Below are 21,749 nucleotides of genomic sequence, written 5' to 3' on the forward strand. Positions count from 1 at the left end.
AACACAAAGGCAGCCTGAAACGTAAAAAAGCCACCCGAAACCCGTAGGTCGGATACCCGTATCCGACAAGCCGCTCCAAGCGGCTGTAAGGTAGCCTGAAAACCGGCAACGCAAGTTTCAGCGAAGTGAAAAAACACCCCGAGGCCGTCTGAACGCCGCAAACCGCGTTTTCAGGCCGCCGCAAACCATTACCCATTCAAATAAAACCCCGTAACTAGGAAACCACCATGTTACAAATCGAAATCGACGGTAAAGAAGTCTCGGTAGAGCAGGGTGCGACGGTGATCGAAGCCGCGCAGAAGCTCGGCACCTACATCCCGCACTTCTGCTACCACAAGAAACTTTCCATTGCTGCCAACTGCCGCATGTGCCTGGTGGAAGTGGAAAAAGCGCCCAAGCCGTTGCCCGCCTGCGCCACGCCGGTAACCGACGGCATGGTGGTGCGCACCCATTCCGAAAAAGCGCGTCAGGCGCAGGAAGGGGTGATGGAGTTTCTGCTGATCAACCACCCGCTCGATTGTCCGGTATGCGACAAGGGCGGCGAGTGCCAGTTGCAGGACTTGGCGATGGGCTACGGCAAAACCACCAGCCGCTACACCGAAGCCAAACGCGCCGTGGTCGGCAAAGACATGGGCCCCTTGATTTCCGCCGCCGAAATGAGCCGCTGCATCCACTGCACCCGCTGCGTGCGCTTTACCGAAGAAATCGCCGGCGAGCAGGAAATCGCCATGGCCTACCGCGGCGAGTTCTCCGAAATCATGCCCTTTGTCGGTAAAGTGGTGGAAACCGAATTGTCGGGCAACGTTATCGACCTGTGCCCCGTCGGCGCGCTCACCAGCAAACCCTTCCGCTTCAATGCCCGCACCTGGGAATTGAGCCGGCGCAAATCCGTTTCCGCCCACGACTCTTTGGGCAGCAACCTGATTGTGCAGGTGAAAGAACACACCGTGCGCCGCGTGCTGCCGCTGGAAAACGAAGCCATCAACGAATGCTGGCTGTCCGACCGCGACCGCTTCGCCTACGAAGGCCTGTACCACGACAGCCGCCTGAAAAACCCGAAAATCAAGCAGGGCGGTGAATGGATCGATGTTGATTGGAAAACCGCGCTCGAATATGTGCGCACTTCGCTGGACTGCGTCGGTAAAGACGGACAGCAGGATCAAATCGGCATCTGGGCCAACCCGATGAATACCGTCGAAGAGCTGTATCTGGCGAAAAAACTGGCGCAGGGTCTCGGCATCAAACATTTCGACACCCGCCTGCAAGCGCAGGATGCCCGTCTGCAAGGCAGCCTGAAAGGCGCGCAATGGCTCGGCCAGAGCATTGAAGACTTGGGCAATGCCGGTGCCATTCTGGTGCTCGGCGCCAACCTGCGCAAAGAGCAGCCGCTCCTGACCGCCCGCCTGCGCCGCGCCGCCAACAACGGCAGCCAGATCAGCGTGCTCGCCAGCAGCAAAGAAGCGCTGCATATGCCGCTTGCCGCGCAGCAAATCCTGCATCCGAACCAATGGGCAGGCTGCCTGAAAACCCTGGCGCAGGACTTGGAAAACGGTATCGGCGGCAGCCTGAAAGCCGCCGAGCAGGCCGCCATCGTGCTGGGCGCCGAAGCGCAGAACCATCCCGATTACGCCGCCATCTATGCCGCCGCGCAGGAGCTGGCCGATGCTACCGGCGCCAAGCTCGGCATCCTGCCGCAGGCGGCCAACAGCGTCGGCGCCGATGTGCTGGCGGTCAATAACGGACAGACCATCGCCGAAATGATCGCCCAGCCGAAAAAAGCCGTGCTGCTGTTGAACGTCGAACCCGAAATCGACGTGGCCAACGGCGGCCGTGCCGTGGCCGCGCTGCGCGAAGCGCAAACCGTGATGGCGTTCACCCCCTATGTCAGCGACACTCTGCTAGACGTGTGCGACCTACTGCTGCCGATCGCGCCCTTTACCGAAACTTCCGGCAGCCTGATCAATATGGAAGGCCGCTTGCAGTCCTTCCACGGCGTATCCAAAGGCTACGGCGACAGCCGCCCGCTGTGGAAAATCCTGCGCGTGCTGGGCAATATTTTTGAAGTGGACGGCTTTGAGTTCGACAGCAGCGAAGAAGTGCTGCAAGAAGCAATCGACAAAGACGCGCTGGCCGGCAAACTCGACAACCGCAGCAGCTGGCAGGGCGAAGCCGCGCCGGCCGGCAGCGGGCTGACCCGCGTCGGCGGCACCGGCATCTACCACACCGACGCCATCGTACGCCGCGCCGAATCGCTGCAGCAAACCGGCCACGCCCAAGTGCCCGCCGCCCGCGTCCACCCGCTGACGCTGGCCGCGCTCGGCCTGCTCGACGGCGACAGCGTGCGCGCCAAACACGGCGCCCACAGCGTTACCGTCAGCGTCTCGGCCGATAAAACGCTGCCGGAAAACATCGTCCACCTGCCGCTGCACAGCGCCAACGCCGAATTGGGCGGCATGATGAACGCCATCGAACTGGAAAGGGCTTAAGCAATGCAAGAATGGTTCCAAACCCTGTTTTCAGGCTGGCTCGGCCCCATCGGCAGCGACATCGGCCTGATTGTGGCGATCGTCGTCAAAATCGTCATCATCCTGATTCCGCTGATTCTCACCGTTGCCTACCTGACTTACTTCGAGCGCAAAGTCATCGGCTTTATGCAGCTGCGCGTCGGCCCCAACGTAACCGGCCCCTGGGGCTTGATCCAGCCCTTTGCCGACGTGTTCAAACTGCTGTTTAAAGAAGTTACCCGCCCCAAGCTGTCGAACAAGGCGCTGTTCTATATCGGCCCGATTATGTCGCTGGCGCCGTCGTTTGCCGCTTGGGCGGTGATTCCCTTTTCCGAAAAATGGCTGCTCACCAACATCAACGTCGGCCTGCTGTATATCCTGATGATTACTTCACTCTCGGTGTACGGCGTGATCATCGCCGGCTGGGCGTCCAACTCCAAATACTCATTTCTCGGCGCGATGCGCTCTTCCGCGCAAACCATTTCCTACGAAATCGCCATGGGCGCGGCCTTGCTGTGCGTGGTGATGGTTTCAGGCAGCCTGAATTTTTCCGAAATCGTTGCCGCCCAAGCGCAGGGTATCGCCGGCGGTTCGGTATTCTCGTGGAACTGGCTGCCGCTGTTTCCGGTGTTTATCATTTATCTGATTTCCGCCGTTGCCGAAACCAACCGCGCGCCCTTTGACGTGGCCGAGGGCGAGAGCGAAATCGTCGCCGGTTTCCATGTCGAATACTCCGGTTTCGCCTTTGCCCTGTTCTTTTTGGCCGAATACATTTTCATGATCCTGATTGCCGCGCTGACTTCGCTGATGTTTCTCGGCGGCTGGCTCTCGCCCTTCCCGCAAAGCTGGGGCGCTGTCGGCACGCCGTCGGCCTTCTGGATGTTTGTCAAAATGGCGATGGTGCTATACGGCTATCTGTGGATACGCGCCACCTTCCCGCGCTACCGCTACGACCAAATCATGCGCCTAGGCTGGAAGGTGCTGATCCCGATCAGCTTCGTGTTTATCGTCGTGCTGGCGCTGTGGATGGTCTCGCCGCTGAGCTTGTGGAAATAGGCCGTCTGAAAAGCAAAAGCAGCCTGAAAAGGCAGCCTGAAAAAAAGGACAAGCAAATGATCGAATACAGCAACAGCAAAACCATTACCGCCGAACAGTTTGCGGGCGTACTCGAGCGTTCCGGCATCCGCCGTCCCACTACCGACCTGCCGCGCCTGCAAACCATGCTCGATCAGGCCGACATCCTGTGGACGGCATGGGACGGTGCGAACCTTGTCGGCGTTGCCCGCTCGCTTACCGACTTCGCCTACGCCTGCTATCTGTCCGATCTTGCCGTCGATACCGCCTGCCAGCATCAGGGCATCGGCCGCGAACTCGTCCGCCGCACACAGGCGCAAATCGGCGAAAAAGTCGCCCTGATTCTGCTTTCCGCCCCCGCCGCGATGGACTACTACCCGAAAATCGGCTTTGAAAAAGCCGAAAACGCCTTTATCGTCAAACGTACCGCCTGACACGGCAAGGCAGCCTGAAAACGCACAACGCAAGTTTCGGCAAAGTTTAAAACCAAAACCAAAACCAAACACCAAAATCCCCTAAAACGGAGGATACGAACCCAATGGCAAACCTAGTCAAAACCTTCCTGCTCAGCGAGCTGGTCAAAGGCATGGGGCTGACCCTGAAAAACTTCTTCGCCCGCAAGGAAACCATCTACTTCCCCGAAGAAAAAACCCCGCAGTCCGTGCGCTTTCGCGGCCTGCACGCCCAACGCCGCTATCCCAACGGCGAAGAGCGCTGCATCGCCTGCAAACTGTGCGAGGCCGTCTGCCCCGCAATGGCGATCAACATCGAATCCGAAGAGCGCGAAGACGGCACCCGCCGCACCACCCGCTACGACATCGATTTGACCAAGTGCATCTTCTGCGGCTTCTGCGAAGAAGCCTGCCCCACCGACGCCATCGTCGAAACCCATATTTTTGAGTACCACGGCGAGAAGAAAGGCGATCTGCACTTCACCAAACCCATGCTGCTGGCCATCGGCGACAAATACGAAGAAGAAATCGCCAAACGCAAAGCCGCCGACGCGCCGTACCGCTAAGGCAGCCTGAAAACAGACAACACGGGTTTCGGCGCAGCTCAAACACCAACAGGCCGTCTGCAACCCGTAGGTCGGATTCTCGAATCCGACAGCCGCCCGCCAGGCGGCAGCAAGGCAGCCTGAAAGGCCGTCTGAAAAACAGAAACCTTAAACTGCCGTCATTCCCGCGCAGGCGGGAATCTTGGCAGTGCAACAGAAAACCCGATTTAAACCGCCATTGCCGAAGGGGAAACAAGATTCCCGCCTGCGCGGGAATAACGGGACAGAAAACCAACCGTAGGGTGTGTGGCGCAGCCACGCACGCGGAAAAGCCCCCCCCCCGAAGGCAGCCTGAAACGCCCAAGCCCGCAGCAAAGCAGCGCCAAAGGCCGTCTGAAACCCCAAACAAGCAGCCTGAAAGCATCAACCCCCACCGGAAAGACCTTTATGAGCTTCCAACTGATTATGTTCTACACCCTCGCCGCCATCATCCTGTTTGGCGCGCTCAAAACCGTCACCGCCAAAAACCCCGTGCATGCCGCGCTGTATCTGGTGCTCACCTTCTGCATGAGCGCGATGATGTGGATGCTGATGCAGGCCGAGTTTCTCGGCATCACGCTGGTGGTGGTGTACGTCGGCGCGGTGATGGTGCTGTTCCTGTTTGTGGTGATGATGCTCAACATCGACATCGAAGAAATGCGCAAAGGCTTCTGGCGCAACGCCCCCGCCGCGCTCACCGTCGGCGTGCTGATGGCCGTCGCCCTGATTCTGATACTGGTGTCGCCCAAAACCAACCTTGCCGCCTTCGGCCCGATGAACGACATCCCCGCCGATTACAGCAACGTGCGCGATCTCGGCAGCCAGATTTACACCACCTACCTGCTGCCCTTTGAGCTGGCCGCCGTGCTCTTGGTGCTCGGCATGGTCGCCGCCATCGCCCTAGTACACCGCAAATCTGCCAACCCCAAACGCATCGACCCCGCCGACCAGGTCAAAGTCGATGCCAAACAAGGCCGCCTGCGCATGGTGAAAATGGCCGCCGTGGTGCAGACCCCGTCCGCCCCCGCAAGCGGAGAAACCGACGATACCGCCGATTCGGAGAACAAAGCATGATTACGCTGACACACTATCTGGTACTCGCCGCCCTGCTGTTCGGCATCAGCGCCATGGGCATCTTTATGAACCGCAAAAACGTACTCGTTTTGCTGATGTCGATCGAGCTGATGCTGCTGGCCGTAAACTTCAACTTCATCGCCTTTTCGCAATATTTGGGCGACACCGCCGGCCAGATTTTCGTCTTTTTCGTCCTAACCGTAGCCGCCGCCGAATCCGCGATTGGTTTGGCGATTATGGTTTTGGTGTTCCGCAACCGCCAAAGCATCAACATCAGCGATTTGGACAGTTTGAAAGGGTAGGGTGGCGGTTTCAGGCTGCTTTGCAGGCCGTCTGAAAGCCGTATAGCAGAGTAGGTCGGGGTTGTAACCCCAACAAGCTGTCGAACGGAAAACCATGTTGGATCAAGGCTCAAGCTACAAGGCTGAAAACAGATTTTTCATTAAAGGAGAATGGAATGAGGTTTTTATTGCTGCTAACAATAGTATTTCTATCTGGTTGCAGTTTGTTTATGGATAAATGTTCTTCTTTATCAGGCTGGTGCGTCAGATAAAACTTTGGTCATTCCCTCTCCCGCTCGCGGGGGAAGGAGACAGAAGGAGCACTGTTTTCAGACGGCCTTAAAGGCAGCATGAAAATCGGACACAAAATAAGGAAAAGCCATGAAAGCCCAATGCCAGTGCGGCAGCGTAACGCTCGAAGTCAAGCATAATCACGAAGTTCACGCCTGCCATTGCAGCAAATGCCGCCAACGCACCGGAGGCGCATCGTTTACCCTGACCGCCGAAGGCGCACCGCAAATCAGCGGTGAAGAAAACATCGGCCGCTACCGTTCTTCCGACTGGGGCGAGCGCACTTTCTGCAAACAATGCGGCAACGATCTGTATTTCCACCTGCTGCCAGAAAGCGGCATGGATGAAGCGTGGTATGTCAATGCCGGACTGTTTGCCGACAACGCCGACTTTGCCTTGAAACTGCAAATTTTTACCGACTGCCAAGCACCGTATTACCACCTGTCGGATGACACCCCGAAAATGACCGAACAAGAATTTCTGGCGTGGGTCGGCGCGGCAGAATAGGCAGCCTGAAAACCCGTTTGAAAGACCAAACCATGAGCAGACAAACCCTAATCGCATTTTTACGCGGCGTGATGCCGAGCGGAAAAAACGCCGTCAAAATGGCAGATGTCCGTGCCGTATTGGGCGGTAACGGTTTCGACAATGTGCGGACATGGATACAGAGCGGCAATATTGCGCTGGAAAGCGGATTGGCTGCGGACGAAGCCGCCGTGCGGATACATGATTTGCTGCATACGCATCTGAATGTAGATTTGGCCGTTATTGTCAAAACGCCTGCCCAGTTGCGTGAAATATTGGACGGCAATCCGTTTGCCGATGAGGCATACGACCCCAAGCGCGTATTTTTTACGCTGTGCAACACACCGCTGGCCGATACCGCCGGTTTGGAGGTCCAGGACTTCGGCAGTGAAAAACTGCATATCCGCCCGTGCGCCGCGTATCTCTACATCCCGCAGGACGCTTCCCGCAGCAAGCTGGGCAATGCGTTTTTGGAAAAACAGCTCGGCCTGAGCCTGACCACGCGCAACGGCAATACCTTGCGTAAGATGGCGGATTTTTAAGGCAAGGCAGTAAACGTAGCAGGGTAGGTTGGGTTGCAAACCCAACAAAATGCTGAAAACGCAAACGTCGTTGTTGGGTCTCGACCCAACCTACAAGACTCTTGGCTGAAACCGCCGACAGTCAAAGCCAAAAAAAGATTCCCGCCTGCGCGGGAATGACGAAAATGAAAGAAACCGCCGTTTCAGACGGCCTGCAAAGCAGCCTGAAATCCAAAGGCCGTTTGAAACCCAAGCAAGCCGCGTTTTTTCCGAAAGATTAAAAGTTCAACCCCTAAGGTTCACAACATGACTGATATGACTTTATACCTCACCATCGCCCTTCTGCCGCTGGCGGGCTCGCTGCTGGCGGGGCTGTTCGGCAATAAAATCGGCCGCCCAGGGGCGCATTCGGTAACGATACTCGGCGTGGCGGTGTCGGCCGTGTTGTCAGGCTGGGTGTTGTGGGGCTTTATCGACGGCTCGCGCGCCAAGTTTGACGAAAACGTCTATACCTGGCTGACAATGGGCGGCATTGATTTCTCGGTCGGCTTTCTGGTCGATTCGATGACGGCGATGATGATGGCGGTGGTCACCGGCGTGTCGCTGATGGTGCATATCTACACCATCGGCTATATGCACGACGAAGCAGTCGGCTACCAGCGCTTTTTCAGCTATATCTCCTTGTTTACATTCAGCATGCTGATGCTGATTATGTCCAACAACTTCATCCAGCTTTTCTTCGGCTGGGAAGCGGTGGGCTTGGTGTCGTATCTGTTGATCGGTTTCTATTTCAAAAAACCGTCGGCCACCTTTGCCAATTTGAAAGCGTTTCTGGTCAACCGCGTCGGCGACTTCGGCTTTGTGCTAGGCATCGCGCTGGTGCTGGCCTATTTCGGCGGCAGCCTGCGCTATGCCGACGTGTTCGCCTATCTGCCGCAGGTGCAAAACGCCACCATCGAGCTGATTCCGGGCGTGCAGTGGTCGCTGATTACCGTAACCTGCCTGCTGCTGTTTGTCGGCGCAATGGGTAAATCCGCCCAATTCCCGCTGCACGTCTGGCTGCCCGACTCGATGGAAGGCCCGACGCCGATTTCCGCGCTGATTCACGCGGCAACCATGGTTACCGCCGGTTTGTTTATGGTGTCGCGCATGTCGCCGATTTACGAATTGAGCAGCACCGCCTTGAGCGTCATCATGGTCATCGGCGCGATTACCGCGCTGTTTATGGGCTTTCTCGGCACAATTCAAAACGACATCAAGCGCGTGGTGGCCTATTCCACCCTGTCGCAGCTCGGCTATATGACCGTGGCGCTGGGCGCGTCGGCCTACTCCGTGGCCATGTTCCATGTGATGACCCACGCCTTCTTTAAAGCCCTGCTGTTTCTCGCCGCCGGTAGCGCCATCATCGGCATGCACCACGACCAAGACATGCGCCACATGGGCAACCTGAAAAAATACATGCCGATCACTTGGCTCACCATGCTGCTGGGCAATCTGGCACTTATCGGCACGCCCTTCTTCTCCGGTTTCTATTCCAAAGATTCCATCATCGAAGCGGCCAAACTCAGCAACCTGCCCGGCAGCGGCTTTGCCTACTTCGCCGTACTCGCCAGCGTGTTTGTAACCGCGTTTTACGCGTTCCGCCAATACTTTATGGTGTTCCACGGCAAAGAAAAATGGCGTGAGCTGCCCGAGCACCACGACGACCATCATTCAGACGGCCATCATCACGGCCTGGGCAAACACGACAACCCGCACGAAAGCCCGTGGGTCGTCACCCTGCCGCTGGTATTGCTGGCGATTCCGTCCGTGATTATCGGCTACATCGCCATCGAACCCATGCTCTACGGCGACTTCTTCAAAGGCGTGATTTTCGTCAACCACGAAGCCCACCCCACCATGCACCTGATGAAAGAAGAATTCCACGGCGCACTGGCGATGGTGTCGCACAGCCTGCACTCGCCCGTGCTGTATCTCGCTATCGCAGGCGTGGTAAGCGCATGGTTCTTATACATCAAAGCCCCGAGCCTGCCCGCCAAAATCGCCGCCGCCTTCCGCCCCGTGTACGTATTGTTTGAAAACAAATACTACCTTGACGTGATTTACTACAACGTTTTCGCCAAAGGCAGCCGCGCATTGGGCACATTCTTCTGGAAAGCCATCGACACCGCCATCATCGACAACGGCCTCGTCAACGGCAGCACCAAACTCGTCGGCGCGGTATCCGCCCAAGTGCGCAAAATGCAAACCGGCTTTATCTACACCTACGCCGCCTTTATGGTAACCGGCGTACTGGTGCTGATCGTGGCGTTTTTCTGGGGGCTTTGGTTCGGATAATTGGTGTTTCAGACGGCCTTTGGGTTGCAGGGCAGCCTGAAAGCAAAAAGGCCGTCTGAAAAACAGAACACCGCGTGAAACCCTGCAAGCAGACGCCCACCCACTGACGTCATTCCCGCGCAGGCGGGAATCTTGGCGCAGATGCAGCAACCCCGTGTTTCAACTGCCAATCATTGAAGCCGAAAAAAGATTCCCGCCTGCGCGGGAATGACGAAACAGAAAGAAACAGCCGTTTTTAGACGGCCTTGAAAGCAGCCTGAAAAACGAAAGGCCGTCTGAAAGCGGGTTTGCAGGCTTCTGCAAAACCCAAAATAGGAAGCGATATGCACCGCCATCCCTTAGCCGGACAGCCTGCCGTGTATATTATGGCCAGCGGCAGAAACGGCGTGCTGTATATCGGCGTTACCATGAACCTGCCCGAGCGGGTATGGCAACATAAAAACAGCCTTGATTTCGACAGCTTTACCGCCCGTTACAATGTGCACGATCTGGTGTGGTACGAACTGTTCGAGCATATGCCCGCTGCCATCGCCAAAGAAAAAGCCCTGAAAAAATGGCGGCGAGAATGGAAAATCAGACTGATAGAAGAACAGAATCCCGAGTGGCTGGATTTGTTCGCCGGTCTGATACGTTAGAAGGACAAGGCAGCCTGAAAATAAACAGGCCGTCTGAAAAGCAAAAGGCCGTCTGAAATCCTGCAAACAGCCGCCCCACCACTGCCGTCATTCCCGCGCAGGCGGGAATCTCGGTGGAATTGAACGAATGCAGGTTCAAGCCGCCATTGTTGGAGCGGAAATAAGATTCCCGCCTGCGCGGGAATGACGGCAGTAGAAGCAACACCGTTTTCAGACGGTCTCAAACAGCAGCCTGAAATAACAGAGGCTGTCTGAAAGGCTACCTGAAAACCCGAAAGGCCGTCTGAAACCCCTTTACCCAACCCACCCACGCAACCCAAACCGAATTATTTTTACAAACCACAGGCAAACACTATGTTTTCAAACAACCTACTCAGCTTGGCAATCTGGGTGCCGATAGCAGCCGGTATTCTGGTCTTGGCGACCGGTTCCGACCGGCGGGCGCTGTTGGCGCGCATTCTTGCGCTGATTGGCGCGGCGGCCGGTTTCTTGGTAACGCTGCCGCTGTTTACCCGTTTCGACCGTTTGAGCGGCGGCTTCCAGTTTCAGGAATTCCACCAGTGGATTCCCACGCTCAATATCAACTACGCGCTGGGGGTGGACGGTATTTCGGTGCTGTTTGTCATTCTCAACGCCTTTATCACGCTGATGGTGGTGCTGGCGGGCTGGGAAGTGATACAGAAGCGGCCGGCGCAGTATATGGCGGCGTTCTTAATCATGAGCGGCCTGATCAACGGCGCGTTTGCGGCGCAGGATGCCCTGCTGTTTTACGTGTTCTTCGAGGGCATGCTGATTCCGCTGTATCTGATTATCGGCGTGTGGGGCGGCCCGCGCCGCGTGTATGCGTCGGTAAAACTGTTTCTCTATACGCTGATGGGTTCGCTCCTGATGCTGGTGGCGATGGTGTATCTGTCGTATCAGGCGGGCGGCAGCTTTGCGATTGCCGATTTCCAGAATCTGAAACAGATTCCGCTCGGCATCCAACAGATTTTGTTTGTCGCCTTTTTCCTGTCGTTTGCTGTGAAAGTGCCGATGTGGCCGGTGCACACCTGGCTGCCGGATGCGCACGTTGAAGCGCCGACCGGCGGCTCGATGGTGCTGGCAGCGATTACGCTGAAAGTGGGCGCGTATGGTTTCCTGCGCTTTATCCTGCCGATTCTGCCCGACGCGGCGCGCTATTTCGCGCCGGTGATTGTGGTGTTGAGCCTGATTGCGGTGATTTACATCGGCATGGTGGCGCTGGTGCAGACTGATATGAAAAAACTGGTGGCGTATTCTTCCATCAGCCATATGGGTTTCGTTACGCTGGGGATGTTCCTGTTTCTTGACGGTCGTCTGAACGACTGGGCGCTCAAAGGCGCGATTATGCAGATGATTTCGCACGGTTTTGTCTCCGCCGCCATGTTTATGTGCATCGGCGTGATGTACGACCGCCTGCACACGCGCAACATCGCCGATTACGGCGGCGTGGTGAACGTGATGCCCAAATTTGCCGCCTTTATGATGCTCTTTGGCATGGCCAACGCCGGTTTGCCTGCGACTTCGGGCTTTGTCGGCGAGTTTATGGTGATTATGGGTTCGGTCGAAGTGAATTTCTGGGTGGGTGCGCTGGCCGCGCTGACGCTGATTTACGGCGCGTCTTACACGCTGTGGATGTACAAACGCGTGATTTTCGGCGCGATTACCAATCCGCACGTGGCCGAAATGAAAGACATCAACGCCCGCGAGTTTCTGATTTTGGCGGTGTTGGCGGTAACGGTGCTGGGCATGGGTCTGTATCCGCTGCCCTTTATCGAAGTTGTCCACCAGGCTGCCGACCAACTGATTACCCAAGTGGCACAAAGCAAGATTTGAGGTTGAGAACATGGAGTTACTGAATTTGAATATTGGTCTTGCCGCGCCCGAAATCGTGCTGTTGTGCGGTCTGTTCAGCGTGCTGCTGGTGGATCTGTGGCTGAACGACGAGCAGCGCTACATCTCCCACTTTCTCAGCATCGGCGTGATGGTGGCCGCTGCCGTCGCCCAGTTTCTGACTTGGGGGCATGACTCTGCCGCCGCCTTCCACGGCATGTATCTGGCCGATGGCATCAGCAAGCTCGGCAAAACCGTGGTCTATCTCGGCACCGCGCTACTGTTTGTTTACGCCAAACCCTATAACCAGGCGCGCGGCATCTTTAAAGGCGAGTATTACACGCTGGCGATGTTCGCTGCCGTCGGCATGAGCGTGATGATCGGCGCCGGCCATTTTCTGGCGGCCTATGTCGGTTTGGAGTTGCTGTCGCTGTCTCTGTATGCGCTGATTGCGCTGCGCCGCGATTCCGCCCGCGCCGCCGAAGCCGCGCTGAAATACTTTGTGCTCGGTGCGTTGGCTTCCGGTTTGTTGCTGTACGGCATTTCGATGGTATACGGCGCCACCGGCAAGCTGGAATTTGCCGCCGTCTCCGAAGCGCTGTTAACCCAGTCGGCCAATCTGTGGCTGCTGAAACTCGGCCTGCTGATGATTGTGGCCGGCATTGCTTTCAAATTTGGCGCCGTGCCCTTTCATATGTGGGTGCCCGACGTTTATCAGGGCGCGCCCACTTCCGCCGCCGGCCTGATCGGTACCCTGCCGAAAATCGCCGCTACCGTGTTTGCCTTCCGCATTCTGGTTTACGGCCTGGCCGCGGTTAAGGCCGACTGGCAGCCGATGTTCGCCGGCTTGGCGGTGCTGTCGCTGCTATTGGGCAATCTGGTGGCGATTATGCAGACCAATATCAAGCGCATGCTTGCCTATTCGACTATCTCCCATATGGGCTTTATCCTGCTGTCTTTCGTGGCCGGCCAGATGGGGCTGTCAGCAGCGGTTTATTACGCAATTACCTATGTGCTGACCGGTTTGGCGGGCTTCGGCGTGCTGATGCTGCTGTCGCGTGAAGATGCCGAATGCGAAAACATCGCCGATTTGGCCGGTCTCAACCAGCGCAACGCCTGGTATGCTTTCATTATGCTGCTGGTGATGTTCAGCATGGCCGGCATCCCGCCGCTGATGGGCTTTTACGCCAAATTCGCGGTAATCAAAGCCCTGCTGGCCGCCCAATACGTTTGGGCGCTGCCGGTGGCGGTGTTTGCGGTGATGATGAACCTGATCGGCGCCTTCTACTACCTGCGCGTGGTGCGGGCGATGTATTTTGAAGAAAAAGCCAGCGACGCGCCGATTACCGGCGATGCCAGCGGCCGCGTGCTGCTGTCGGTAAACGGCCTGATGCTGTTGGTGTGGGGCGTATTCCCCGCGCATCTGATGGCGCTGGTGGCGCAAGCCATCGACACCGCGCTGTAAGATGCCGCCGTCCGTGCCGCCGCTGCGGCGCGGCTCGGGCAGGGCAGACGCGAAGGCAGCCTGAAAGCGGTTTACGGTTTCAGGCTGCCTTGCCCCGTATAAGGGCACCGCTTGCTTGGATGGCGGCAAACTGCCTGTTTTTTCGTTCCGCTGCCTTGTCGCCGCAAACCCAAACCCTTTCAGGCTGCCTGTGCGCTGTTTACTTTGTCTGCTTTCAGGCAGCCTGAAAACCCGAATCCAGAGAGAAACCCGCTGTGACCGCTGCAATGTACACCCTTTTGGCATTGGCGCTGATACTGGCCAACCTGCCGTTTCTCAGCCGCCGCCTGTTTGGCGTGCTGCCGCTCAAGCACAAGCATTTCGGCCACCACCTGCTCGAATTGGCCGCCGGCTTTCTGCTCACCGGCGTGCTGGCCTATGTGCTCGAACAGCGCTCCGGCCAGGTGCATCCGCAGGATTGGGAGTTTTACGCCACAACCGTGTGCCTGTATCTGGTATTCGCCTTTCCCGCCTTTGTCTGGCGCTATTTCTGGCACGGACGCAACAAAGAATAGGCAGCCTGAAAATCCCGCATAAGGAAGCCGCGATATGGCAGAAAACAAAGCCCTGGTAATTTTTTCCGGCGGACAGGATTCCACCACCTGCCTGCTGTTGGCGCTGGAAGAATACGGCGCCGGCAAAGTCGAAGCCCTGAGTTTCCGTTACGGCCAGCGCCACAGCATCGAACTGGAAAAGGCCGCCGCCATCGCCCGCGATTTGGGCGTGAAGCAAACCCTGCTCGATATGCCCCAGCTCTCGGCAGTTACCCGCAACGCGCTGATGGACGGCAGCGCCGCCATCGAAGCGCCCGCCGGCGAAGTGCCCAATACCTTTGTCGACGGCCGCAACGCCCTGTTTCTGCTTTATGCCGCCATCCACGCCAAAGCGCAGGGCATCCGCGACATCATCATCGGCGTGTGCGAAACCGACTTCTCCGGCTATCCCGACTGCCGCGACGTTTTCGTCAAATCAATGAACGTCAGCCTGAATCTGGCGATGGACTACAATTTCAACATCCGCACCCCGCTGATGTACCTCACCAAAAAAGAAACCTGGGCGCTGGCCGACAAACTCGGCGCGCTCGATTTCGTTCGCGAACGCACCCACACCTGCTATCTGGGCATCGACGGCGGCTGCGGCGAATGCCCCAGCTGCATCCTGCGCGAGCGCGGTCTGGCCGAATATCTGGCAGAACGCGCAGGCAGCCTGAAAAACTGAATCCCGCCTTTTCAGGCTGCCTGACACAAGGCAGCCTGAAACGCAAAAACCGCCCAAGCAGCCTGAAAAACACACACCGCCATGAACAAAACCATCCGCACCGAAATCTTTACCCGCCTGCGCGACGCCGATCCCCATCCCACCACCGAGCTCAACTTCTCCAGCCCGTTCGAATTGCTGATTGCCGTGCTGCTCTCGGCGCAGGCCACCGACAAAGGCGTAAACAAAGCCACCGCCAAGCTGTTTCCCGTGGCCAACACCCCGCAGGCCATGCTCGATTTGGGCTTGGAAGGCGTGATGGAATACACCCGCACCATCGGCCTGTACCAAACCAAGTCGCGCCACATCATCCAAACCTGCCGCCTGCTTTTGGACAAACACGGCGGCCAAGTGCCGCAAACGCGCGAAGAACTCGAAGCGCTGCCCGGCGTCGGCCGCAAAACCGCCAATGTGGTACTCAACACCGCTTTCGGCGTGCCGGTGATGGCGGTCGATACCCATATCTTCCGCGTCGCCAACCGTACCAAAATCGCCCCCGGCAAAAACGTGCGCGAAGTCGAAGACAAACTGATGCGCGTCGTCCCCAAAGAATTTCTGCTCAACGCCCACCACTGGCTGATTCTGCATGGCCGCTACACCTGCAAGGCGCAAAAGCCTCTGTGCCAGAGCTGTATCATTAATGATTTGTGCGAATACGGCGCCAAAACCACCTTTCAGGCAGCCTGAAAGCCCTGCCGGCAGCGCCGCCGATACCGCCGCCGCAGGCAGTTTTCAGGCTGCTTTGCCGCTGCCGAGATTAAAGCAGGTAAAAGCGGCGTAGCGTTATGGCATCACATGTCCTTTTTCTTTAAAATGCCGGCTTTTGTCCGGCCTGCGCGCCGGATTTACCGCGCCATCACGGGGGAAACATGAAAGAACGCAAATATTTCGGCACCGACGGCATCCGCGGCCGGGTCGGCCGTTATCCGATTACGCCCGATTTTGTGATGCGGCTCGGCTGCGCTTTCGGCAACGCGCTGATTAAGCACGACAGCCAGCACAAACCCACTGTGATTATCGGCAAAGACACGCGCATTTCCGGCTATATGCTCGAAACCGCGCTGGTGGCCGGCTTCACCGCCGCCGGCGTCAATGTTTTCCAAACCGGCCCGCTGCCCACCCCGGGCATTGCCTATCTCACCCGCGCCCTGCGCCTGGCCGGCGGCGTGATGATTTCCGCCTCGCATAATGAGTTTTCCGACAACGGCATCAAGTTTTTCGCCGAAGGCGGCGTGAAGCTGGACGACGCCACCGAGCTGGCCATCGAAGCCGAACTGGAAAAAGAGATGCTCACCAAGCCATCCGAGCAGCTCGGCCGCGCCCGCCGCATCGACGGCGCCGACGCCCGCTACATCGAATTTTGCAAATCCACTTTCCCCGGCACGCTCAATCTGCGCGATTTGAAACTGGTGGTCGATACCGCCAACGGCGCCGGCTACAACACCGCGCCCGAAGTCTTTCACGAGTTGGGCGCCGATGTGATCCGCATCGGCAATACCCCCAACGGTTTCAATATCAACGAGCGCATCGGCGCCACCCACGTCAAAACCCTGCAGGCTGCCGTGCTGCAGAACGAAGCCGACTACGGCATCGCGCTCGACGGCGACGGCGACCGCCTGATTATGGTCGATAAAGACGGCACGATTTACGACGGCGACAAGTTGGTTTATGTCATCGCTAAAGCCCGTGCCCGCGCCGGCGCCCCGCTGGGCGGCGTGGTCGGCACCGTGATGAGCAATCTGGCGATGGAAACCGCGCTCAAGCGCGAAGGCATCGAGTTCGCCCGCGCCAAAGTGGGCGACCGCTATGTGCTCGAGCAGCTTTACCAGCGCGGCTGGCAGGTGGGCGGCGAAGCCTCCGGCCACATCCTGTGCCTAGACAAACACAATACCGGCGACGGCACCATCGCCGCGCTGCAGGTGCTGGCGGCGCTACAGGAACTCGGCCAGCCGCTGTCGCGCGCCGTCGATTGGCAGCCCTATCCGCAGACGATGCTCAATGTTGCCCTTGCCGAAGGGCAGAACTGGCAGCAGGCTTCCGCCGCCGCGCTGGCCGAAGTCGAACAGCAGCTGGGCGATCGCGGCCGCGTGGTACTGCGCGCGTCCGGCACCGAACCGGTGGTGCGGGTGATGGTGGAGTCGGAAGACGCCGCGCAAAGCGAGCGCTGCGCCCGCCACATTGCCGACGCCATCCGCAACGGCCGCCAGTAAACCCCGCGCCGGCTTTTCAGGCTGCCTGAAAGCCTGTTCCGCCGGTGCCGCTAATTCTTTTTCCACCGCTTTCAGGCAGCCTGAAAACTGCCGCAACCTAAGATCCGAAGCCCCGTTATGTTGACCCTGTTAGAAGCCTTTTTCGTGCAGTTCGGCTACGCCGCCGTGTTTTTCGTGCTGATGCTGTGCGGTTTCGGCGTGCCGATTCCTGAAGACATCACCCTGGCGGCCGGCGGCGTGATTTCGGGTTTGGGCTATGCCAACGCGCATCTGATGGTGGTGGTGGGCATGATCGGCGTGCTGGCCGGCGACGGCGTGATGTTCGGACTCGGCCGCATCTACGGCGAAAAAATACTGCGCTTCAAGCTGGTGGCGCGGGTGATGAAGCCCAAACGTTACGCCCAAGTGCAGCAGAAATTCGACCAATACGGCAACCGCGTGCTGTTTGTCGCCCGCTTTCTGCCCGGCCTGCGCAGCCCGATTTTCTTAAGCGCCGGCATGAGCGGCAAAGTGTCGGTGTGGCGCTGGCTCTTGATGGACGGTCTGGCGGCGATGATTTCGGTGCCGCTGTGGGTTTATCTCGGCTATTACGGCGCCGAAAACCGCGACTGGCTGATGGCCAAAGTCCACCAGTTCCAGCACGGTATTTTCGCACTGCTGGGCGTGCTGGCGGTGTGGTTGGGCTGGTATTTCTGGCGCCGCCGCCGCAGCCTGCTGGCGCGCAAACGCGACCTGCTGGAAAAACGCCGCCTGCGCAACAGCCGCAAGCAGGACGGCGAAACGCACTGATCCCGCCGCCAAATTTTTCAGGCTGCCTGCGCCGCCCCATGTGGGGTGAAGGCAGGCAGCCTGAAAACCTTTTTCTCTCCCTTTTTCCGTTTCCCTTTCCCATGCAACACAGCCAACTCTATATCGGACTGATGTCCGGCACCAGCATGGACGGCATCGATGCCGTGCTGGTGCGCATGGACGGCAGCCGCTGGCAGGGCGCGCTGGCGCACAGCGCCGTCGATTATCCCGACGCGCTCAAGCAGCGCCTGCTCGAACTGCAGGACTGCGGCCACGACGAAATCCACCGCAGCCGCCTGCTGGCGCAGGAACTCAGCCGCCTGTACGCCCAAGCCGTCGCCCAGCTGCTCGCCGCGCAAGGGCTCAAACCGCAGGACATCGCCGCCATCGGCTGCCACGGCCAGACCGTGCGCCACGCCCCGCAGCACGGCTACAGCGTCCAGCTCGCCGATTTGGCGCTGCTGGCCGAATTGAGCGGCATTTTTACCGTCGGCGACTTCCGCAGCCGCGACTTGGCCGCCGGCGGCCAGGGCGCGCCGCTGGTGCCCGCCTTCCATCAGGCGCTGTTTGCCGACGAAACTTCCACCCGCGTGGTGCTCAATATCGGCGGCATCGCCAATATCAGCGTGCTGCCGCCGGCAAAGCAGCCTGAAAACCCGTCTGCCGCCCAAGCCTGGGGTTTCGATACCGGCGCCGGCAATATGCTGATGGACGCCTGGGCACGCCACATCTGGCAGGAACCCTACGACGCCGGCGGCCGCCGCGCCGCTGCCGGCCGCCTGCTGCCCGATTTGCTGGCCAAACTGTCGGCGCATCCCTATTTCAGGCTGCCTTATCCCAAAAGCACCGGCCGCGAACTGTTTTCGCTGTCATGGCTGCAAAGCCATCTCAATGGCGGCGAAGACCCGCACGACGTGCAGCAGACGCTGCTGCAGTTTACCGTCCTCACCATTGCCGATGCCGTGTTTCAGGCTGCCCCGCAGGCGCGCCGGCTTTATGTGTGCGGCGGCGGCACCCGCAACGGCGCGCTGATGGCCGCGCTGACCGAACGCCTGCAGGCCGGCGGCATCAGCGTTGCTGACACCGGCGCGCTGCAGCTTGATCCGCAATGGGTCGAAGCCGCCGCCTTCGCCTGGCTTGCCGCCTGCTGGTGTTTGGGCGTGCCGTCCAACCCCCACCGCGCCACCGGCGCCGGCAAAGCGCTGGTGCTGGGCGCCGGCTACCACGCCTAAGGCGGCAAAAGCCCCGCCATCATGTTTTCAGGCTGCCTGCGTCGCATTCGCGCAGGCAGCCTGAAAACTTATCGGAACCCTAATCCGGCGCAACGGCAGGGCAGGGCGGCAGCCTGAATGCCCGTATCCGGCAGCTTTTGCCGTTGTCGTTTCATATGTTTGCCAAGCGGTGCGGCATCCCGCCGTAGGTCGGATACTTGTATCCGACATTTTTTTCCGAACCGGATGCCGCCCCCCCTGCGGCCGGCTGTCGGATTCGAGAATCCGACCTGCGCGGCTTTGGTTTTCAGGCTGCCTTGTCCTGTCCGTCCCGTTCCGCCGCCAAAGCCGCCCCCGCCGTTTTCAGGCTGCCTGTGCTCTCCGTTTTGCCACGTTTTGGTGTTTGCGGCGCGCAAAACAAACCCCTGCACTTTGGCAGGGGTTGGGGAAAGCAAACGGATTATTTCAGTTTGGTTTCTTTGTACATAACGTGTTTGCGGGCAACCGGATCAAATTTTTTGATTTCCAGTTTGCCGGGCATGGTACGTTTGTTTTTGGTGGTGGTGTAGAAGTGGCCGGTGCCGGCGGACGATTCCAGTTTGATTTTATCGCGCATGATGGTTTTCCTTTATCTACGGATTAAACAGTTTCGCCGCGAGCACGCAGTTCGCTGATTACGGCTTCGATGCCGAGTTTGTCGATGGTGCGCAGGGCGGCGTTGGATACGCGCAGGCGAACCCAGCGGTTTTCGCTTTCCACCCAGAAGCGGCGGCTTTGCAGGTTGGGCAGGAAGCGGCGTTTGGTTTTGTTGTTGGCATGCGATACGTTGTTGCCGGACATCGGGCGTTTGCCGGTTACTTTGCAAACTCGAGCCATGATGGTCTCCAATACTGATTGTTTGAAAAATTGTTCGGGTTTCGTCCGCCGACCCGGCTAGTCGGGCGCATCTGCGGCGGCTGATACGGAAAAACGCGCGATTATACGGGTTTTCCCGCCGACGGGCAAAGGTTTTTTATCTGCGCCGCTACGGGCGCCGGCGCTTTGCACGGACGGGGTTTCGGGCGATAATTGCCGCTCCCGCGCCACGGTTTCAGGCTGCCGGCGCCTGTCTTTACATCCGTTTTCAGAAAGGAAAACCCATGCATCTTTCCCGATTTGCCGCTGCTCTGTTGCCCGTTTTGCTGGCCGCGCCGGTTTATGCGCAAAGTTGCGCCCAGGTTGATGGCAAGCTGGCCGCGCATTATCAGGAAATGATCGACAACGGCAGTTACGCCGGTAATGCTGCGGACGATGCTTCCGGGCGGCGCGACAAGGCCGCTGCCGCTTTTCAGGCTGCTTTGGGTGCTTATTTGAAAGATGCGTCGTCGTGGCAGTGCAAGTTTCCGCAAACGGTGGGTAAAAACGGCCTGAGAATCGTGGAGAGCAGCGATAGCAAACTGCGCACTTATTCGTGGGATGAACAGGACGGCGGTTCCATGCACAACCACACCACGCTGGCGCAATGGCGCGCCCCGTCCGGCGCCATCCGCGTAAAAACGCTGAGCACGGGCGAAGCGGCGCCGTTTGTAAGCGATCTGATTGCCGATAACTTCGGCCACTACGGTAAAGGCTATATCGTGATCGGCTACGGCATCGGCAGCAGCCGCGCGCATTCCCAAGATTTGACCATCTACCGCCTGGGCGAGCGCAATTTGCAGCCTTTGAACATTATCCGTACGGCCAAGCTGACCAACACGCTGGGCTATGGCTTTGATGTAAGTACCGTGCAAAAAAGCGGCCTTGCCGACATCGCTTACGATCGAAGCAGCAAAACCATCAGCCTGCCGGTGGTGGTGGACGACGGCGAAGGCTTCGGCACCGTTAAGAAAGCCCGCATCCGCTACCGTTTCAACGGCCGGTATTTCGTTAAAACCAAGTAAACCCGATATTTCAGGAGAACGCTATGTCCCGACGCCTGCTTACCTATATCTGCATCGACACTTCCGGCTCCATGCGCGGCGAGCCGATTGAAGCGGTAAACAACGGCCTGCAGTCGCTGCTCTCGTCGCTGCGGCAAAACCCCTACGCGCTCGAGAGCGTGTATCTGAACGTGGTAACCTTTGACAGCGGCATCAAAGAAGTGCTGCCGCTCACGCCGCTGGAGCAGGTGGTGATGCCTGAAATCGTCTGCCCCGACAGCGGTGCGACGCTGCTGGGCGAAGCGCTGGAGCATATCGCCGCATCGGTTGCACGCGACCGCGTGGTCGGCAGTGCCGAGCAAAAGGGCGACTGGCGGCCGATTCTGATTGTGCTTACCGACGGCAAACCCACCGACCTTCTGGCCTATAGCGAAGTGCTGCCGAAAATCAAGGCGCTGGGTTTCGGCAATATCGTTGCCTGCGCTGCCGGCCCCAAAGCCGATCCGGCTTATCTCAAGCAGCTCACCGATACCGTGGTGTCGCTGGATACCATGGACGCGGCGTCGTTTGCTAAGTTTTTCCAATGGGTGTCCGAAGCGGTTGCCACCAACAGCAGCAATGCCGGCCAGGCCGCGCAGTCTGCCGATCAGGGCGACACCCTGCCGCCCCCGCCGCCCGAAATCAATATCGTGCTGTAAACCGCCGCCGCCGGCTTTTCAGGCTGCCTGAAAAAGCCGGCGGCGAATCTGTA

At 58.5% G+C, this 21,749-nt stretch carries 22 protein-coding genes; 20 read left to right on the top strand and 2 right to left on the bottom strand.

The features are described 5' to 3' along the window. Nucleotides 1-227 precede the first annotated feature (227 nt). From nuoG to MB824_RS07180, 18 genes are all read left to right on the top strand, one after another. Nucleotides 228-2,486, top strand: a complete 2,259-nt coding sequence (gene nuoG, locus MB824_RS07095; protein ID WP_238747569.1) for an NADH-quinone oxidoreductase subunit NuoG — start codon at nucleotides 228-230, stop codon at nucleotides 2,484-2,486. Between the two features lie 3 nt (nucleotides 2,487-2,489). Next, nucleotides 2,490-3,560: an NADH-quinone oxidoreductase subunit NuoH gene (nuoH, locus tag MB824_RS07100; RefSeq protein WP_238747571.1), complete on the top strand. Its 1,071-nt coding sequence runs from the start codon at nucleotides 2,490-2,492 to the stop codon at nucleotides 3,558-3,560. Nucleotides 3,561-3,616: 56 nt separating this feature from the next. Beyond that, entirely contained in the window at nucleotides 3,617-4,012 is a 396-nt protein-coding gene (locus MB824_RS07105; protein WP_036496584.1) for a GNAT family N-acetyltransferase, read from the top strand. Nucleotides 4,013-4,116: 104 nt separating this feature from the next. Further along, entirely contained in the window at nucleotides 4,117-4,596 is a 480-nt protein-coding gene (gene nuoI / locus MB824_RS07110; protein ID WP_238747573.1) for an NADH-quinone oxidoreductase subunit NuoI, read from the top strand. A gap of 426 nt (nucleotides 4,597-5,022) precedes the next feature. After that, nucleotides 5,023-5,688 (top strand): NADH-quinone oxidoreductase subunit J, encoded by a 666-nt coding sequence (locus MB824_RS07115; RefSeq protein WP_238747575.1) that lies wholly within the window; start codon nucleotides 5,023-5,025, stop codon nucleotides 5,686-5,688. Further along, nucleotides 5,685-5,990 carry an NADH-quinone oxidoreductase subunit NuoK gene (nuoK, locus tag MB824_RS07120; protein WP_009427122.1) on the top strand — a complete coding sequence of 102 codons (306 nt, stop codon included), beginning with the start codon at nucleotides 5,685-5,687 and terminating at the stop codon, nucleotides 5,988-5,990. The genes MB824_RS07115 and nuoK overlap by 4 nt, the downstream gene beginning before the upstream one ends. A 360-nt stretch (nucleotides 5,991-6,350) precedes the next feature. Further along, nucleotides 6,351-6,767, top strand: a complete 417-nt coding sequence (locus MB824_RS07125; RefSeq protein ID WP_238747577.1) for a GFA family protein — start codon at nucleotides 6,351-6,353, stop codon at nucleotides 6,765-6,767. A 32-nt stretch (nucleotides 6,768-6,799) separates the two neighbouring features. Beyond that, complete coding sequence (locus tag MB824_RS07130; RefSeq protein ID WP_238747579.1) at nucleotides 6,800-7,327, top strand: DUF1697 domain-containing protein; 528 nt, start codon at nucleotides 6,800-6,802, stop codon at nucleotides 7,325-7,327. Nucleotides 7,328-7,612: 285 nt separating this feature from the next. Then, a complete protein-coding gene (gene nuoL / locus MB824_RS07135) occupies nucleotides 7,613-9,643 on the top strand; it encodes an NADH-quinone oxidoreductase subunit L (protein WP_238747581.1) in 2,031 nt (676 codons plus the stop codon). A 323-nt stretch (nucleotides 9,644-9,966) separates the two neighbouring features. Continuing rightward, nucleotides 9,967-10,278, top strand: a complete 312-nt coding sequence (locus tag MB824_RS07140) for a GIY-YIG nuclease family protein (RefSeq protein ID WP_238747583.1) — start codon at nucleotides 9,967-9,969, stop codon at nucleotides 10,276-10,278. A gap of 354 nt (nucleotides 10,279-10,632) precedes the next feature. Then, nucleotides 10,633-12,132 (top strand): NADH-quinone oxidoreductase subunit M, encoded by a 1,500-nt coding sequence (locus tag MB824_RS07145; protein WP_238747585.1) that lies wholly within the window; start codon nucleotides 10,633-10,635, stop codon nucleotides 12,130-12,132. Between the two features lie 10 nt (nucleotides 12,133-12,142). Continuing rightward, nucleotides 12,143-13,594, top strand: coding sequence for an NADH-quinone oxidoreductase subunit NuoN (gene nuoN, locus MB824_RS07150; protein ID WP_238747587.1), 1,452 nt, complete (start codon nucleotides 12,143-12,145; stop codon nucleotides 13,592-13,594). 254 nt (nucleotides 13,595-13,848) lie between these two features. Next, nucleotides 13,849-14,148: a DUF2818 family protein gene (locus MB824_RS07155; protein WP_238747589.1), complete on the top strand. Its 300-nt coding sequence runs from the start codon at nucleotides 13,849-13,851 to the stop codon at nucleotides 14,146-14,148. 34 nt (nucleotides 14,149-14,182) lie between these two features. Further along, nucleotides 14,183-14,851, top strand: coding sequence for a 7-cyano-7-deazaguanine synthase QueC (gene queC / locus MB824_RS07160; RefSeq protein ID WP_238747591.1), 669 nt, complete (start codon nucleotides 14,183-14,185; stop codon nucleotides 14,849-14,851). Nucleotides 14,852-14,932: 81 nt separating this feature from the next. After that, nucleotides 14,933-15,577 carry an endonuclease III gene (nth, locus tag MB824_RS07165; RefSeq protein WP_238747593.1) on the top strand — a complete coding sequence of 215 codons (645 nt, stop codon included), beginning with the start codon at nucleotides 14,933-14,935 and terminating at the stop codon, nucleotides 15,575-15,577. A 182-nt stretch (nucleotides 15,578-15,759) separates the two neighbouring features. Further along, nucleotides 15,760-17,100, top strand: a complete 1,341-nt coding sequence (gene glmM / locus MB824_RS07170; protein ID WP_238747595.1) for a phosphoglucosamine mutase — start codon at nucleotides 15,760-15,762, stop codon at nucleotides 17,098-17,100. Nucleotides 17,101-17,217: 117 nt separating this feature from the next. Beyond that, nucleotides 17,218-17,889, top strand: coding sequence for a DedA family protein (locus MB824_RS07175; protein WP_238747597.1), 672 nt, complete (start codon nucleotides 17,218-17,220; stop codon nucleotides 17,887-17,889). 101 nt (nucleotides 17,890-17,990) lie between these two features. Continuing rightward, on the top strand, nucleotides 17,991-19,121 hold the full coding sequence (locus MB824_RS07180) for an anhydro-N-acetylmuramic acid kinase (RefSeq protein WP_238747599.1): 1,131 nt from the start codon (nucleotides 17,991-17,993) through the stop codon (nucleotides 19,119-19,121). Nucleotides 19,122-19,560: 439 nt separating this feature from the next. Here MB824_RS07180 and rpmG read toward each other — a convergent pair whose 3' ends face one another. Together rpmG and rpmB are read right to left on the bottom strand one after the other, a co-directional pair. Beyond that, entirely contained in the window at nucleotides 19,561-19,716 is a 156-nt protein-coding gene (gene rpmG / locus MB824_RS07185) for a 50S ribosomal protein L33 (protein ID WP_009117634.1), read from the bottom strand. A 23-nt stretch (nucleotides 19,717-19,739) separates the two neighbouring features. After that, nucleotides 19,740-19,976 (bottom strand): 50S ribosomal protein L28, encoded by a 237-nt coding sequence (gene rpmB / locus MB824_RS07190; RefSeq protein WP_238747601.1) that lies wholly within the window; start codon nucleotides 19,974-19,976, stop codon nucleotides 19,740-19,742. 263 nt (nucleotides 19,977-20,239) lie between these two features. On the opposite strand from rpmB, the gene MB824_RS07195 reads away from it, so the two are divergent. Both MB824_RS07195 and MB824_RS07200 read left to right on the top strand, forming a co-directional pair. Continuing rightward, on the top strand, nucleotides 20,240-21,019 hold the full coding sequence (locus MB824_RS07195; protein ID WP_238747603.1) for a hypothetical protein: 780 nt from the start codon (nucleotides 20,240-20,242) through the stop codon (nucleotides 21,017-21,019). Nucleotides 21,020-21,042: 23 nt separating this feature from the next. Further along, a complete protein-coding gene (locus MB824_RS07200; protein ID WP_238747605.1) occupies nucleotides 21,043-21,696 on the top strand; it encodes a vWA domain-containing protein in 654 nt (217 codons plus the stop codon). Nucleotides 21,697-21,749 lie beyond the last annotated feature (53 nt).

This window comes from Kingella pumchi (assembly GCF_022288825.1).
Lineage (GTDB): Bacteria > Pseudomonadota > Gammaproteobacteria > Burkholderiales > Neisseriaceae > Kingella_D > Kingella_D pumchi.

What these genes read in the sequence shown, in the direction of transcription:
- nuoG (WP_238747569.1), top strand. Translation starts at nt 228, where the DNA reads ATGTTACAAATCGAAATCGACGGTAAAGAAGTCTCGGTAGAGCAGGGT.
- nuoH (WP_238747571.1), top strand. Translation starts at nt 2,490, where the DNA reads ATGCAAGAATGGTTCCAAACCCTGTTTTCAGGCTGGCTCGGCCCCATC.
- MB824_RS07105 (WP_036496584.1), top strand. Translation starts at nt 3,617, where the DNA reads ATGATCGAATACAGCAACAGCAAAACCATTACCGCCGAACAGTTTGCG.
- nuoI (WP_238747573.1), top strand. Translation starts at nt 4,117, where the DNA reads ATGGCAAACCTAGTCAAAACCTTCCTGCTCAGCGAGCTGGTCAAAGGC.
- MB824_RS07115 (WP_238747575.1), top strand. Translation starts at nt 5,023, where the DNA reads ATGAGCTTCCAACTGATTATGTTCTACACCCTCGCCGCCATCATCCTG.
- nuoK (WP_009427122.1), top strand. Translation starts at nt 5,685, where the DNA reads ATGATTACGCTGACACACTATCTGGTACTCGCCGCCCTGCTGTTCGGC.
- MB824_RS07125 (WP_238747577.1), top strand. Translation starts at nt 6,351, where the DNA reads ATGAAAGCCCAATGCCAGTGCGGCAGCGTAACGCTCGAAGTCAAGCAT.
- MB824_RS07130 (WP_238747579.1), top strand. Translation starts at nt 6,800, where the DNA reads ATGAGCAGACAAACCCTAATCGCATTTTTACGCGGCGTGATGCCGAGC.
- nuoL (WP_238747581.1), top strand. Translation starts at nt 7,613, where the DNA reads ATGACTGATATGACTTTATACCTCACCATCGCCCTTCTGCCGCTGGCG.
- MB824_RS07140 (WP_238747583.1), top strand. Translation starts at nt 9,967, where the DNA reads ATGCACCGCCATCCCTTAGCCGGACAGCCTGCCGTGTATATTATGGCC.
- MB824_RS07145 (WP_238747585.1), top strand. Translation starts at nt 10,633, where the DNA reads ATGTTTTCAAACAACCTACTCAGCTTGGCAATCTGGGTGCCGATAGCA.
- nuoN (WP_238747587.1), top strand. Translation starts at nt 12,143, where the DNA reads ATGGAGTTACTGAATTTGAATATTGGTCTTGCCGCGCCCGAAATCGTG.
- queC (WP_238747591.1), top strand. Translation starts at nt 14,183, where the DNA reads ATGGCAGAAAACAAAGCCCTGGTAATTTTTTCCGGCGGACAGGATTCC.
- nth (WP_238747593.1), top strand. Translation starts at nt 14,933, where the DNA reads ATGAACAAAACCATCCGCACCGAAATCTTTACCCGCCTGCGCGACGCC.
- glmM (WP_238747595.1), top strand. Translation starts at nt 15,760, where the DNA reads ATGAAAGAACGCAAATATTTCGGCACCGACGGCATCCGCGGCCGGGTC.
- MB824_RS07175 (WP_238747597.1), top strand. Translation starts at nt 17,218, where the DNA reads ATGTTGACCCTGTTAGAAGCCTTTTTCGTGCAGTTCGGCTACGCCGCC.
- MB824_RS07180 (WP_238747599.1), top strand. Translation starts at nt 17,991, where the DNA reads ATGCAACACAGCCAACTCTATATCGGACTGATGTCCGGCACCAGCATG.
- rpmG (WP_009117634.1), bottom strand. Translation starts at nt 19,716, where the DNA reads ATGCGCGATAAAATCAAACTGGAATCGTCCGCCGGCACCGGCCACTTC.
- rpmB (WP_238747601.1), bottom strand. Translation starts at nt 19,976, where the DNA reads ATGGCTCGAGTTTGCAAAGTAACCGGCAAACGCCCGATGTCCGGCAAC.
- MB824_RS07195 (WP_238747603.1), top strand. Translation starts at nt 20,240, where the DNA reads ATGCATCTTTCCCGATTTGCCGCTGCTCTGTTGCCCGTTTTGCTGGCC.
- MB824_RS07200 (WP_238747605.1), top strand. Translation starts at nt 21,043, where the DNA reads ATGTCCCGACGCCTGCTTACCTATATCTGCATCGACACTTCCGGCTCC.